The organism is Bacillus sp. GS3m_15504 (assembly GCF_055825275.1).
Window position 1 is genome coordinate 502,325 of sequence record NZ_JBVVNL010000002.1, and the last position, 13,478, is coordinate 515,802.

Sequence of the window (13,478 nt, forward strand, 5' to 3'; positions counted from 1 at the left end):
ATGAATAAATATCAAAAACTATTACATGAAACATATGTGTTAACTGGTGAAGGAAAATTGGATGTTTTCAAAACGTATTTAAGTGAAAAAGTATCTTGGACAGAGGCTGCTGGATTTCCATATGCGGGTACTTATATAGGTCCAGATGAAGTAGTGAAAAACGTACATGAACGCCTTGGAACTGAATGGGATAATTATAGCGCTAAAGATGAAATTTATGCTTTTAATAACAATACTGTTATTGTGTATGGAAAATATAGTGGAACATATAAAGTAACAGGGAAATCATTCATAGCAGATTTTTGTCATCTTTATGAGTTTGATGAGAACGATAAGGTTAAAAAGTTTATTCAAATTGTGGATAGTGCAACTGTTAATGAGGTATTAAGTTAGAGTTACTCGTTTCTAACATTCCTCGTATAGGGAGTATTGTTAGAAAAGTTGGATTTTCCTAACAATATCTCTTACATCACATTCTGGGTAAGGTTTATCCTTTATCGAGTGTGTTATCGAATATGAATCATAAAATTAGAAGAGGTAGATATATATGAAAGTAGAGAAAAATTTAATAGTAATAATTATTTCTGTGTTTATTTTAGGAATTGTGTCGACTTTGATATTTCAAGCTTCAACTGGTAATACCAAAGGTCATTCAACAAAGAGCAAGAATGTTTCAACAGTATCGAAAGATAATGTGACAGAAAAAGAAAAAGAAAAAAATAAAAAGATGGTAGTTGATTTCTATAATGAAGTTTTTAACAAACATAATATCGATATTATCCCTAAATATGTAAGTGAAGATTATAAGCAACATAATCCTTTTGTTGCTGATGGACGAAAAGCCTTCATGGATTTCTTTAAGGAGGACTTTGTAAAAAATCCAAATTCCTCTGCAGAGATTAAACGTGTAGTAGCTGAAGGAGATACAGTTGCTCTTCATGTACATTCTCGTACTAATTCTCAAGATAAGGGAGTTGCTATAGTGGATATTTTTCGTATAAAAGATGGAAAGATTGTCGAACACTGGGATGTAATTCAAGAGATTCCAAATGAGGCAGCTAATAATAATACGATGTTTTAGGTAGAAGATATCTCTAATAATTGTTAGAGATGAATAGAATCTTGAAATTTAGACAAGTTAATTTTAAGCTCAGTAAAAATGAAGGGATGCCCTAGATATGGTACTAGGACATCTCTTTTTGTTTTAACGAGATTTAATTTATTATGATTTGTAGATTACTTATTGCATGTATATACTTATTACTTAATCCTAACCAACATCTTTTTAAAAATATGTTACCGTATTAGTTTGTAAGAAAGGATGAACGTGGTCCAGCAAGACATGCATCTATACGATCCACTTGACCTTTGGTAAACATAACCATAGTATCATCATCGACATAATCCATATAATTCATAAACATATCGCCATCGGGTCCATTGTTACAAGAAATATGTGGGAATGTAATTTTGGGATGATTAGGTCTAGCTTTATGTGAACTTCCAGTATTTTGATCTGCTTGATTTGGAGTATCCTCAACTCGATCAGTGCCACTGCATGCATTGCCATCATCGCCGCCAATATGAAATAAGTTAAGCCAATGTCCGATTTCATGAGTAGCTGTTCGACCTAAATGGAAAGGTTTTTTTGCAGTACCTGTAGTACCAAATGCAGTGTATGTGATAACAACTCCATCTTTATCAGCTGGTCCACCAGGGAATTGTGCATATCCTAAAAGCCCACCTTCTAACTTGCAAACCCATAAATTTAAGTATTTATCAGCTGGCCAGGCATTTACTCCACCAGCACTTTCTGATTTGACTGAATCATCTACTGAGAAAGATTGCTTAGTTGTATGGGCACGAGTGATACCATTTGTTTGATTTCCATCAGGATCTTTTGTAGCAAGAAAGAATTCAACTCTAGCATCACTTACAGAATCTTTAAATGCAGAAGGTACGTTTGCTATGTCAGGGTTCGTTGCTCGAAAATCACGATTTAAAACATCAATTTGACTATGGACTTGTTCATCTGAGATGTTTTGTTCATCAGTATTCCATACAATATGGACTACTACAGGGATTTTAACAACTGGTCTTTCTGATTCTAGACGCGCACTATTCAGAAATTCATTCGTTACACTTTCAATTTCAATACGAGCATTTTTATATTGTTCAGACTCATTTAGTAATTTATGGTGAAGCTCAATAGTTGCGCATCTACGCACAGTAGGTGTATTTGTTGTTTCTGATGAGTTAGTTTGATTTGGCATTTTAATTTCTCCTTTTAACAGAAATTCTGTAAGTTTCGTTTAATATTTCAGATAATTTATGATTCGAAAACTAATGTAAAAATGTTTATTATTTTTTATTCTTAATAAATTCTTCAGTCATTTTTTCAATTTTTTCTCGTTCTTTTCTGTATTCTTCGGATTCCTTTAATAATTTTTCATGCATACTCATAGTTCCACAATTACGTCTGGTAGGGGGATTTTCTTTAGAATTGTCTGTTGAATTATGGAAACTTTCTTCATGGGTAAAGTTGGTCATGAAAATTCCCTCTTTCATTCTAAATTTGTAACTTGAGAAGCAATAAAAGCTATATTCATTCGTAAGATATCAAGAGAAAGTGGATAATGGATATGCTCAAGAGTATCGTTAGCGGTATGGTCATTAGGATTCAAAGAGTCTTCGCCCTCTATTGTTAAAACAGCAGGTATTCCCTTATTAAGAAAAGATACATGATCACTATCAAATGGATTAAGAGATACCTTAACATCGAGTTCTGTATATAAAGATGCTGCATTTTTTAATCCATTAATGAGCTCTTCAGATAAAGGTGAACCTTCAATTAATACTGCTGGTGTCGAAGTGTTTAATCTTCCTATCATGTCCATATTAATAACTGCTCGAATGCGATTTTTATCTGGAGTAGTTAGGTTCTCAACATATTGTTTACTACCTAATAATCCTTGTTCTTCTCCTCCAAAAAGGATAAAGCGCAGATCATGTTGTACGGGAATGTCTTTGAATACACGAGCAATTTCCAAAACTCCTGCACTACCACTGCCATTATCATCGGCTCCAGGAGCATTAGATGAAGTCCCTCCACTATGATTAACAGAATCAAGATGTGCAGTAATAATAATTAAGTGTTTCTCTTCATCACGATTTGTGCCCATTTTATTTGCGATAATATTTTGGCTATCTTCATTATTTACGCGTATTGTTTCGCTACTAGTTCTATATCCCATTTGATTTAATATCTCACGAGTCCACGTTGCGGCTTCTTCATAAAAAGAGCTAGTAGAAAACCTTGTTGGATATGAAACTAAATGGGTTAAATATGATTGGAACTGATTTTTGCTTACTTGATAAACTAGTGATTGTATAGAATTTACAGATGTAGACTGATTATGAAAACTGCCGGAAATAAGTAATTCGTTTTCAGTATCATTAGTACCACCAGGGAAAATAGGTTCTCTCATTCTTATAGTTTCACCACCTTAATTATATTTTTGCTTAGAAAGCAGTATTTCAAATATAACTTGTGAACGAATTCATTCGTTTATACAAGTATTAACTGGAAAATCTATATTTATCATAGTTAATTATTTTTTGATATATATATATATGAAGTTACACGACATTTTTGGATGGAACTACCATTTGGAATTATGGTTTAAATCTTAGATAATCCTCAAAAGTTTCAGGGTTAGAGAAATATAAATATCTTATTTTAAAAATGTATTAGACTAAAAAATGAATATTAGATTTTTGTAATGTAAAGAACGAGATTTTTAAAAATTACTTTGAATAAAATAAGTGGCTATAGATTGCTGTTCATGGGTTTTAAAGAAAAAAATTAATATTCTTCATGATTTATATAAGGAGAAAATGAAGTTATATTTACGATAAGTAAAATATAAAGTTTTATGCTGCATTTTATATTAATTACATTCAAATCAAACAATAGCATCCGATGGTCTTTATTAAAATCTAATGAGGTGAAGTTAATGAGTCATAGAAATTCAACTATGAATGGACAAAATGCAATATCTTTAATTTCTTTTAAAGTATTAGAAATGGCCACAAGTGTAGCTGAAATACCTAGTGGAGTAAAACTGATACATGCTCCGTCAGCATGGGATAAAAGTGAGAAAGGAAAGGACATAGTTATTGCGGTTTTAGATACGGGTTGCAATACTGAACATATTGATTTAAAAGATCGTATTATTAGGGGGATACAACTTTACTACGGATTATGAAAGTGATCCCAATAATTTTTTAGACAACCACGGGCATGGTACACATGTAGCTGGAATAATTGCGGCTTCTGAGAACAATGCGGGAGTTATTGGGGTAGCCCCATTAGCTGAATTACTAATTTTAAAGGTGTTTGATGGAGAGGGAAAATCATCAAATGAATGGATTACAGCCCTTCCCGAACGAGAAAGCCCCTCGCCTTTAGGCATGGGATGAAAGTGAGGTTGGATAAGGAGTGCTACTAAAAACCGCAAGGTTTGTGGCACTCTAAGTATCCAAAATGTTGGTATCTTTTATTTTTTTATCTTTCGTGTTGCAGTTTTATAATCTAACTGATACAATGCAAACATGATGAATGATTATAGAAGAACCAAAACAACCGTGTCATTAATTAACTATCATTTTGTGTTTTGCCCACGATACAGAAGAAAGATTTTTCTTAATACAAAAGTAGAAGAACGTTTCAAAGAGTTGGTTCAAGAAATATGCGGAGAATTGGATATTTCTATTGTTGCAATGGAATGCGACAAAGACCACGTTCACTTGTTCTTAAATACACCACCAACACTTAGTCCTGCTGATACAATGGCAAAAATTAAAGGAGTGACATCAAAACGTTTGAGAGAAGAGTTTCCTCATCTTCAACACTTGCCGAGCCTATGGACGCGTTCTTATTTTGTTTCTACTGCTAGAAATGTATCAAGTGAGACAATAAAACATTATGTTGAAAATCAAAAAACGAGGGGGTGAAACTTGTGCCACAAACCATCACAGTTAAAGTTAAATTGCTTCCAACAAAACAACAAATCATGCTATTGGAACAAAGTAGCCACGAGTATATAAAAGTCATTAATGCCCTTGTATCTGAAATGGTTGAAGCAAAGAAAAGCACGAAGAAAAGTACAAAGGACATTGAGGCCAATATCCCAAGTGCGGTGAAAAATCAAGCAATTAAAGATGCGAAAAGTGTGTTTTCTACAAAGGTGAAAAAGAGTAAATACAAAATCGTTCCGATTCTAAAAAGACCTGTTTGCGTGTGGAATAACCAAAACTATTCATTTGACTTCACGCACATTTCAATTCCGTTTATGGTAAACGGAAAGTCAACTCGTTTAAAGGTTCGCGCTTTATTAATCGACAAATATAATCGCAATTTCGAATTGTTGAAGCACAAGTTAGGTACACTTCGTATCACGAAGAAATCTGCTAAATGGATTGCTCAAATATCTGTCACGATTCCTACAAACGAAAAAACGGGAACAAAGATTTTAGCAGTAGACTTAGGTCTGAAAGTTCCTGCGGTAGCCATCACAGATGATGATAAAGTTCGTTTCTTCGGGAACGGTAGGCAAAACAAATTTATGAAACGTAAGTTTCGCAGTGTTCGCAAGAAGTTAGGAGAAGCTAAGAAACTGAATGCCCTTCGTCAACTTGATGATAAAGAACAAAGATGGATGCAAGACCAAGACCACAAAGTAAGTCGTGTAATCGTTGATTTTGCAACGGATAATAATATTTCTGTCATTCGATTAGAGCAACTAACGAACATTAGACAGACGGCACGAACAAGCCGTAAAAACGAAAAAAATCTACACACTTGGTCATTCCATCGTTTAGCACAATTCATCGAGTACAAAGCGACATTAGTTGGCATAAAGGTCGAATATGTGAACCCTTCTTATACAAGTCAAACATGTCCGAAATGTTCTGAAAAGAACAAGGCGCAAGACAGAAAATACAAGTGCCAATGTGGATTTGAGAAACATCGTGATATCGTTGGGGCGATGAATATTCGCTACGCAACTGTGGTTGGCGGTAATAGTCAATCAGCCTAAGAACCTATATGGTCTGTCTTAGGAGGGGTGATGGCACACCCTCATCTTGAAGGCTGTTCAAAACAGAAATGGAATGCGAATGCTTAGTCATTCAAGAATCCCATCCGTTAAACCGTAAGGTGTAGGACTTGCGGCTTTAGCCGTGGGAGTGTCAATGAAGTAAATAAGAAATATAATACGAATTTTAAATATAGATACGTAGCATCAGAAATTGATTTATATACTCCTAATTTGCCAAGAATGATTGATTCTCATGGTTCATTTTCGTTTGTTGGGAAGGATGAAGATAATTTCTATTTCGTGTTTGTCGTTGACAAATCAACTGTTGAGCTAGCGAAAAACTGGATGCATATGATAAATCCGAATTTCACAATTGATAAAGAGATTGATAAATTAGTAAATTCAAATCCAGAATTAAAAAAAGAAATTGATAGTTTTGTAAAAAATAATAAGGATTATATCAATCGTTTTGAAAAAGATAATCATAGCGTAGAAATAGCTATAAGCCCTCTACATTCAATAAGCTCTGGAGAGTCTGTAGTTACTCTAAATCCAGATTACTCTATATTAAACGTTTCTGTACAAGCAAAATAATATTTAAGTAATATATCGATTTTCGTACAGGGAAGTATGGACAATATTAGAGGTTAAAGATTTTTCGAAAAAGACCGACTGTTATTGAAGTGCACCCCAATTGTTAGACACATAATTAACAATTGGAGGTGCATTTTTAAATTTTATTTAACAGTATAGATTTTTTTAACAATAGATACTATTTCATTTCTTTTGCTTTAACGATGGAGCATTCTCTTTTTCTCTTCAGAGTTTGAACCAATAATTAAAATGTCTTAATTTCTTTAGCAAGGCTTGTAAAATTCCAACAGTTCAACTGGTATATTATTTTTGTATGCTATACATGCTTTTGTATCACCAGGCTGAATGGTCTTTTTGTCAATTAACAAAAGCGCAGCAAACGTGTTTGCTTCTATCTCTAATTTATCAACGGAAAAGAATGTATTCTTACGCAGAAAAGGTGTATTTGCATGAGTATGTAGAACTGCATGTCCTAATTCATGAGCACAAACAGTTCTCTGCATAGATGGAGACAAATGAGTATTAATGACAATGAAACGATTTCTTTTTTCATATTTATAAAAGCCATTTATTTCTTCATGTAAATCCCATGTTAGTACATGTATTTTTAAGTAATCTGCAAGCTCATAGGGGTTTGTCGTGTTGTATTTGGTACTAAGTTGTTGGACTAGATCTCTAATGACGAATTTCAATGTATTCCCTCCTAAGCTCGCATCATTTATCGTCTGGATTACGATATTTCTTAGGCACGTATTTTTTATTGATTACTTTCGTTTGTTTTACAATGTACTCCATTGCATCTAACAATGATTCTACGGCTTCCTGACTCATAGGTTCCCCAGAGAACATTAAGCCATCTTCGCCTTGTAGGTCTTTCTTTATTTCTTCCATTCTTTTTGCTATGTCTTTCTCATCTTTTGGCGTTAATTGTTTCTTAGTTTCGTCTGTAACAGCTCGTCCTAGTAAATAGTCGGCTGAAACTGAAAAGCAATCCGCTAATTTGGTTAGAACATCATGTGGAGGGAATCGTTCTTCTGATTCGTAGTAACCTATCATTCTTTGGGATACTCCAATTTTTTCAGCCAGTTGTTTTTGTGTTAAATTTTCTTTTTTTCGTAAGGATTTTATTCTAACTCCTATCACATTGTTCACCTCTCTAATTGAACTAATTGTTCTCTTTAGGTTTATTCTAGCACAAAAAGTTCCTTTTTGCATTGACAAAGAACAATTAGTTCTTTAATCTGTATTTAGAACTAATTGTTCTTATGGAGGTGGATTAATGGGCAACAAAATGTATGATTCGAAAAAGAATTTATATAAAGAACTAGCTAGCTATTGTGGGGTTACGGAGCGATATATTCGAATGATTGATCAAAAAGAAAGAATCCCTTCAATGAGAATTGCTAGAAAGATTGCACAGTTTTTTGAGATGGGTGTAGATGATATTTTTTTTAGTAATAAATCGAACTTAAAGTTCTTTTTAACATCGTGTTGGTTTGAAAGGAATCAAAAGTAGGTTTCATCATAGGGAAGTTAGTAATAGTTAGTACAGAATATCGATTGTAGGTATTTGATCTTAACGACAATGGAGAGGTAAATATTATGGGGATATTTAGAGTTAAAAAGGATAATAATTATTCCGTTATTAATAATACGGGTTTAAAAGATAAAAGGCTTTCTTGGAAGGCGAAGGGGATATTAGCATACATACTTACACTTCCAGATGATTGGGTGTTTTATAGGGAAGAATTATCCCAGCACGCAAAAGATGGTATTAATAGCTTAAGAGCTGGAATGAAAGAATTAAAAGAGTACGGATATATTAAGAGATTTCCTATTAAAGATGCAAAAAACAAAATTGTTAGATGGGAGACTATTATTTACGAAATCCCATTGGATGATTTTCCACCAGTGGAAAACCCACCTGTTGATAATCCTGCTGCTGGGAACCTACCGGTGGAAACCCCAAAGCTACTAAATACTGATATACAAAATACTAAAGAACTAAATAATGATATACCAAATACAAACTATCATCATAATAATCAAGATAAATCACTATCACAAAGATTGATGGATGAAGATTTTAAAATAGCTTATAGCTATCTGTTGAAAAACGGTATTTCGTTAAGTAAAACAGCTATCGCAGAGCTTGGTGAATTTTGTGGAGCATTGGGAATTGAATTGGTTCTTGAAGCAGTAAATAGATCTATTGATGAAAACGTACCGAAGTGGAGGTATGTACGTGGAATTCTTAAAAATTGGGAAATTAAAAGGGTAAAAACACTAAATGAAATTGCTAAATTAGATGCACAGTTTGAACTTAGAAAGAATAAAAAACAAATTAGTTCAGGACATATCAAACGAAATGAAATGGTACCGGAATGGTTGCATCAAAAAGAAGATGAAGATCCTAGGGAACATCCCCAAAAAAATACTCAATCAACTATAGATGAAGAGCGTGAGAGATTAAAGGCTTTATTAAAAAAATATAAATCATAAGGGATATGTGTAAATTTTTATAATTTGATAATAAAGGTTATCTTATCTTTGAAGATTACAATAAACACAGAATGTAAATAAAGAAAAGTAGGGGGATTATTATATGTTTGACTGGCTGAAGGATTATCAGAAACTAGAAGAAGAAATTGCATATTTAGAATATAACTTAGACAAATCAAAAGCAGAGTTAAAGCGCTGGACTAGCGGGGACTTGCAAAATGTACGATTAACTGCTGAATCGGAAGGGGCTAAAGTAGAAAATCGGATTGAAGCTATTGAATATGAATTAGGATATAAAATGAATGAAATGTTCAATTTAAAGGTTTTAATTAATAAGTTTGCAGGATTAGATCATCAAATACTCAAAATGAAGTATGTTGATGGAATGACTTTAGAACAAATAGCTTTTGATTTGCATTATAGTACAGGCTATATCCGACGCAAACATGCTGAAATAAGAAAGATTGTCAAGTTTTTAGATAAATTTTAATGTTACCTTTTTGTAGGATACATGCGGTGTACAGAAAGTATTGTAAACATGATTTATAGTAGTAATATAAGATTTTGACGAAAGGGCAACTATTTTTATGGTTGCTCTTTTTGTTGTGAAAGAAGGTGAGTAACATGAAGTAATTTTATAGATTAATTGGTATTTGGCTGATAGTCATATTTCGTAAAGTAGTATTTTTTTAGATGAAAATAATAGAAAAATAAGGAGATGTTTAGTAATGGATCAATTAGTTGCTTTAGCTACAACAGTGAATCTGCCGCAAAAGGTTTTGAGATGGAAGACAATGGTAGAAGAGGAATGTAATGCACAAGGTGTATCAGAGTTAGTGCCTTATGTTCTTGGAATTATTATGGTGGAAAGTGGTGGGGATTCTGAAACGACTCCCGATATTATGCAGTCAAGTGAATCCCAAGGAAGACCTGCGAATTCAATTAATAATCCGAAGGAATCCATTCACTACGGAGTAATGCATCTAAAAGGAGCGTTTGCAGATGCAAAGAATTACGGTATTACTGATTTAAGTGCTATTGTTCAATCGTATAATTTTGGACGTGCGTACATTCGGTGGTTAGCTAATAATAATAAACAGCATTCATTATCTGTGGCAGACTTGTATTCTAAAACCGTTGTTGCACCATCTCTTGGTAATACAAATGGTACAATGGTTCGATATAGTCATCCTATCGCAGTGGCGTACAATGGCGGTTATCGATATAAAAATGGCGGGAATTTTTTCTACGCTGAAATTGTAAAACAATATGTAGATTTTACTGCAGGCGGTGTTCCGCAACCAGAAGGAATTGGGTTCGCAAAATCAATATACTGGGAAGGATATGGTATTAACTATTACGATGGACCACACGGTAACTATCTGGGGGACTTTACGACAGCAGCAGAAGTATTATACTGGGATGCGTATTGGGGAGAGGATAATGATGTTTGGTTAGATTTAGGTAGAAGCCGTTGGGTAAAAGCAGAGCATTATTATTGGAGACCCTTCAAAGCAATATCAAAATTTCCAGAAGGATATGAAGTAAGCTATTGTGATGGAATTAACGGCGCATACAAAGGCAGTATTAACTCAAAAAAACCGCTTACAGTATTCTTCCGTAAAGAAGGCTGGATTGATATTGGTGGGAATAGTTGGGCACCAGAGAAACACTTTGACATTGTAGATATTCGATAAAAAACAGCTCTGTTAAGAGGTGTTTTTTATCTTTAAACGGTGCTTTGGGCAAGAAGAGTTAGTTATATAGAATAATAGCTTTCAATATTTTTTGCTAATTTCAGTGACATTTAACTTATGGCTACAAGATGGATATTGTAATAGTAGATAACAATAGGGAAATGTTCTGTCTTGTTCATTTTAAGGTTGGAAAACCTACAATATATTTAAAAATAATAAATATAGACAATATAGAAATAGAAAGGAAGATTTATATGGCAACATTTATTTATCCAACAGATACAACGAGAGTAACAAGTGGTTTTAGGGGTGACAGACCAGATCATCATGGGATAGACCTTGCCGAAGCAGGCTATCATCCAATTTATGCAGCAGCAGGCGGGCAAGTTAGTCGTTCGTATTTTTCAACTAGTTACGGTGAGTGTATTATGATTGTCCATAATATTAATGGAGTTACATGGGAAACCGTATATGCTCATATGCGAAGTGGTTCTCGTACAGTTAAACAAGGTGATTATGTTACACAAGGACAAACAATCGGGGTTATGGGAGAAACAGGACAAGCCTATGGTCAGCATTTACATTTTGAAATGCATAAAGGCAGCTGGAATATTAATAAGAGTAATGCTGTGAATCCGTTAGACTACTTGGGAAAAGGTGGCATCGGTGGTACGCCGCAACCAGAGGGGATTGGGTTCGCAAAATCAATATATTGGGAAGGATATGGCATTAACTATTACGATGGACCACACGGTAACTATCTTGGGGACTTTACGACAGCAGCAGAAGTATTATATTGGGATGCGTACTGGGGAGAAGATAATGATGTTTGGTTAGATTTAGGTAGAAGTCGTTGGGTAAAGGCAGAACATTATTATTGGAGACCCTTCAAAGCAATATCAAAATTCCCAGAAGGATATGAAGTAAGCTATTGTGATGGAATTGACGGCGCATACAAAGGCAGTATTAACTCAAAAGAACCTCTTACAGTATTCTTCCGTAAAGAAGGCTGGATTGATATTGGTGGAAATCGTTGGACACCAGAGAAACACTTTGACATTGTAGATATTCGATGAAAACAACTCTGTTAAGAGTTGTTTTTTTAGTCTAAAATTTTTATAGGAGAAAGAAGGCGAATGGAAATGAAGAAAATTGCAGATTTATCTCATCACAATGGTTCAATAAATTGGGCGGCAGCTAGTAAAGAGCTTGAACTTGCTATTATACGTGTACAATATGGATCAAGGACAATTGATACACGTTATAAAGAGTATGTGCAAGGCTGTAAAGACTATAGTGTTCCATTTGGGCACTATGCTTATGGATGTTATGTAAGTGTTCAGGATGCTATTGTAGAAGCAAATGATTTTATGGCGCGCGCTGATAAAGAAGCGAAATTTTTAGTATTAGATGTAGAAGATGATACCTTAGCAAGTTGTGGAGCGGCTAACTTAGCAAAAGCTTCGCAGGCATTTATTGATACGTGCCGTGCAGCAGGTTGGAAAGTAGGTCTATATGTATCACACCACATGTATACAAGCTATGGACTTAATACTGTGAATGCGGATTTCCTTTGGATTCCACGTTATGGAAATAAACCAGCGTATAGTTGTGATTTATGGCAGTATACAGAAACAGGTAGTCTTGCAGGTGTAACTGGTAATGTAGATTTAAATTATTTAAACAGTGAAAAATCTCTTGAATGGTTTACAGGTAAGGGTGGCGTTGTTGGTACACCGCAACCAGAGGGGATTGGGTTCGCAAAATCAATATATTGGGAAGGATATGGTATTAACTATTACGATGGACCACACGGTAACTATCTTGGGGACTTTACGACAGCAGCAGAAGTATTATACTGGGATGCGTACTGGGGAGAAGATAATGATGTTTGGTTAGATTTAGGTAGAGGCCGTTGGGTAAAAGCAGAGCATTATTATTGGAGACCCTTCAAAGCAATATCAAAATTTCCAGAAGGATATGAAGTAAGCTATTGTGATGGAATTGACGGTGCATACAAAGGCAGTATTAACTCAAAAAAACCGCTTACAGTATTCTTCCGTAAAGAAGGCTGGATTGATATTGGTGGGAGTCGTTGGACGCCAGAGAAACACTTTGACATTGTAGATATTCGATAAAAGGTTAAGGTCCACTCATATGAGTGGCTATTTGTTTTGGAATCTGGCTATGACCAGGAATAAAAAATGGTACTATTGTCTTGAACTACGTTGTTTTCATGCTTCGATTCAAGAATGAAATGATTAGATCAGATATCAGTTTGTTTAAAGACCGCATAAATGCTGAGACTATTCTTTATAAAGATATTAGAAACCACGTATTTAAGTTAACATAGAGAAAATCATTGGAGATTTTGCAGTAGTAATTTATATCTGACTTTGCCAAAGGTGTATGGTTTAAGTGGAAAATCAATAAAAAACATAATGAAATCACAAATAAATTATACACATTAGAAGATACTGTTAAAGGTATAGATAGAAAATCTTTAAAGTACAATTAAAAACTGAAGAATTAACAAAAATAACAACCGAAAAGAAAACTAAAACGGAGCAGCTATAAGCTGCTC

General features: G+C 34.2%; 15 protein-coding genes and 2 pseudogenes. 12 read left to right on the forward strand and 5 right to left on the reverse strand.

What is annotated here, in order from left to right; all coding sequences use genetic code 11:
* A complete protein-coding gene (locus AC0L0O_RS21795; protein ID WP_001046382.1) occupies positions 1-393 on the forward strand; it encodes a nuclear transport factor 2 family protein in 393 nt (130 codons plus the stop codon).
* 154 nt (positions 394-547) lie between these two features.
* The gene (locus AC0L0O_RS21800; protein ID WP_473786113.1) at positions 548-1,081 is read left to right on the forward strand and encodes a nuclear transport factor 2 family protein; all 534 of its coding nucleotides are present in this window, start codon (positions 548-550) and stop codon (positions 1,079-1,081) included.
* Positions 1,082-1,304: 223 nt separating this feature from the next.
* Here AC0L0O_RS21800 and AC0L0O_RS21805 read toward each other — a convergent pair whose 3' ends face one another.
* The 3 genes from AC0L0O_RS21805 to AC0L0O_RS21815 form a co-directional block, all read right to left on the reverse strand.
* On the reverse strand, positions 1,305-2,273 hold the full coding sequence (locus AC0L0O_RS21805) for a zinc metalloprotease (RefSeq protein WP_264459992.1): 969 nt from the start codon (positions 2,271-2,273) through the stop codon (positions 1,305-1,307).
* A gap of 88 nt (positions 2,274-2,361) precedes the next feature.
* Positions 2,362-2,550 (reverse strand): hypothetical protein, encoded by a 189-nt coding sequence (locus tag AC0L0O_RS21810; protein ID WP_088119890.1) that lies wholly within the window; start codon positions 2,548-2,550, stop codon positions 2,362-2,364.
* 14 nt (positions 2,551-2,564) lie between these two features.
* Positions 2,565-3,488, reverse strand: a complete 924-nt coding sequence (locus AC0L0O_RS21815; RefSeq protein ID WP_473786114.1) for a M28 family metallopeptidase — start codon at positions 3,486-3,488, stop codon at positions 2,565-2,567.
* Between the two features lie 528 nt (positions 3,489-4,016).
* Between AC0L0O_RS21815 and AC0L0O_RS21820 the strand changes: the two are divergent.
* The 4 genes and pseudogenes from AC0L0O_RS21820 to AC0L0O_RS21835 all read left to right on the forward strand — a co-directional run.
* A pseudogene (locus AC0L0O_RS21820) lies at positions 4,017-4,434 on the forward strand (S8 family serine peptidase); the annotation flags it as partial.
* A 180-nt stretch (positions 4,435-4,614) separates the two neighbouring features.
* A complete protein-coding gene (gene tnpA / locus AC0L0O_RS21825) occupies positions 4,615-5,016 on the forward strand; it encodes an IS200/IS605 family transposase (protein WP_033704247.1) in 402 nt (133 codons plus the stop codon).
* Between the two features lie 5 nt (positions 5,017-5,021).
* Positions 5,022-6,101, forward strand: coding sequence for an RNA-guided endonuclease InsQ/TnpB family protein (locus AC0L0O_RS21830; protein ID WP_326042649.1), 1,080 nt, complete (start codon positions 5,022-5,024; stop codon positions 6,099-6,101).
* Positions 6,102-6,251: 150 nt separating this feature from the next.
* A pseudogene (locus tag AC0L0O_RS21835) lies at positions 6,252-6,695 on the forward strand (S-layer homology domain-containing protein); the annotation flags it as partial.
* A 263-nt stretch (positions 6,696-6,958) separates the two neighbouring features.
* On the opposite strand, the gene AC0L0O_RS21840 reads toward AC0L0O_RS21835, so the two are convergent.
* Both AC0L0O_RS21840 and AC0L0O_RS21845 read right to left on the reverse strand, forming a co-directional pair.
* The gene (locus tag AC0L0O_RS21840) at positions 6,959-7,387 is read right to left on the reverse strand and encodes an ImmA/IrrE family metallo-endopeptidase (RefSeq protein WP_088059304.1); all 429 of its coding nucleotides are present in this window, start codon (positions 7,385-7,387) and stop codon (positions 6,959-6,961) included.
* Positions 7,388-7,409: 22 nt separating this feature from the next.
* Positions 7,410-7,838 (reverse strand): helix-turn-helix domain-containing protein, encoded by a 429-nt coding sequence (locus tag AC0L0O_RS21845; protein ID WP_000580594.1) that lies wholly within the window; start codon positions 7,836-7,838, stop codon positions 7,410-7,412.
* A gap of 136 nt (positions 7,839-7,974) precedes the next feature.
* Here AC0L0O_RS21845 and AC0L0O_RS21850 point away from each other — a divergent pair, with 136 nt between their 5' ends.
* From AC0L0O_RS21850 to AC0L0O_RS21875, 6 genes are all read left to right on the forward strand, one after another.
* Positions 7,975-8,211, forward strand: a complete 237-nt coding sequence (locus tag AC0L0O_RS21850; RefSeq protein ID WP_000527108.1) for a helix-turn-helix transcriptional regulator — start codon at positions 7,975-7,977, stop codon at positions 8,209-8,211.
* An 86-nt stretch (positions 8,212-8,297) separates the two neighbouring features.
* Positions 8,298-9,197, forward strand: coding sequence for a DnaD domain-containing protein (locus AC0L0O_RS21855; RefSeq protein WP_473786115.1), 900 nt, complete (start codon positions 8,298-8,300; stop codon positions 9,195-9,197).
* Between the two features lie 103 nt (positions 9,198-9,300).
* Positions 9,301-9,687 (forward strand): hypothetical protein, encoded by a 387-nt coding sequence (locus AC0L0O_RS21860; RefSeq protein WP_000460738.1) that lies wholly within the window; start codon positions 9,301-9,303, stop codon positions 9,685-9,687.
* A gap of 238 nt (positions 9,688-9,925) precedes the next feature.
* Positions 9,926-10,894 (forward strand): lysozyme family protein, encoded by a 969-nt coding sequence (locus AC0L0O_RS21865; protein ID WP_000372568.1) that lies wholly within the window; start codon positions 9,926-9,928, stop codon positions 10,892-10,894.
* Between the two features lie 254 nt (positions 10,895-11,148).
* Positions 11,149-11,970, forward strand: coding sequence for a M23 family metallopeptidase (locus tag AC0L0O_RS21870; protein ID WP_000190129.1), 822 nt, complete (start codon positions 11,149-11,151; stop codon positions 11,968-11,970).
* Between the two features lie 66 nt (positions 11,971-12,036).
* A complete protein-coding gene (locus AC0L0O_RS21875) occupies positions 12,037-13,032 on the forward strand; it encodes a GH25 family lysozyme (RefSeq protein WP_283730970.1) in 996 nt (331 codons plus the stop codon).
* Positions 13,033-13,478: the final 446 nt, after the last annotated feature.

Excerpts from the sequence above, each read along its gene's own strand:
- AC0L0O_RS21805 (WP_264459992.1), bottom strand. The coding sequence starts at position 2,273 with ATGCCAAATCAAACTAACTCATCAGAAACAACAAATACACCTACTGTG.
- tnpA (WP_033704247.1), top strand. The coding sequence starts at position 4,615 with ATGATGAATGATTATAGAAGAACCAAAACAACCGTGTCATTAATTAAC.
- AC0L0O_RS21860 (WP_000460738.1), top strand. The coding sequence starts at position 9,301 with ATGTTTGACTGGCTGAAGGATTATCAGAAACTAGAAGAAGAAATTGCA.
- AC0L0O_RS21815 (WP_473786114.1), bottom strand. The coding sequence starts at position 3,488 with ATGAGAGAACCTATTTTCCCTGGTGGTACTAATGATACTGAAAACGAA.
- AC0L0O_RS21875 (WP_283730970.1), top strand. The coding sequence starts at position 12,037 with ATGAAGAAAATTGCAGATTTATCTCATCACAATGGTTCAATAAATTGG.
- AC0L0O_RS21800 (WP_473786113.1), top strand. The coding sequence starts at position 548 with ATGAAAGTAGAGAAAAATTTAATAGTAATAATTATTTCTGTGTTTATT.
- AC0L0O_RS21870 (WP_000190129.1), top strand. The coding sequence starts at position 11,149 with ATGGCAACATTTATTTATCCAACAGATACAACGAGAGTAACAAGTGGT.
- AC0L0O_RS21810 (WP_088119890.1), bottom strand. The coding sequence starts at position 2,550 with ATGACCAACTTTACCCATGAAGAAAGTTTCCATAATTCAACAGACAAT.
- AC0L0O_RS21795 (WP_001046382.1), top strand. The coding sequence starts at position 1 with ATGAATAAATATCAAAAACTATTACATGAAACATATGTGTTAACTGGT.
- AC0L0O_RS21850 (WP_000527108.1), top strand. The coding sequence starts at position 7,975 with ATGGGCAACAAAATGTATGATTCGAAAAAGAATTTATATAAAGAACTA.
- AC0L0O_RS21855 (WP_473786115.1), top strand. The coding sequence starts at position 8,298 with ATGGGGATATTTAGAGTTAAAAAGGATAATAATTATTCCGTTATTAAT.
- AC0L0O_RS21865 (WP_000372568.1), top strand. The coding sequence starts at position 9,926 with ATGGATCAATTAGTTGCTTTAGCTACAACAGTGAATCTGCCGCAAAAG.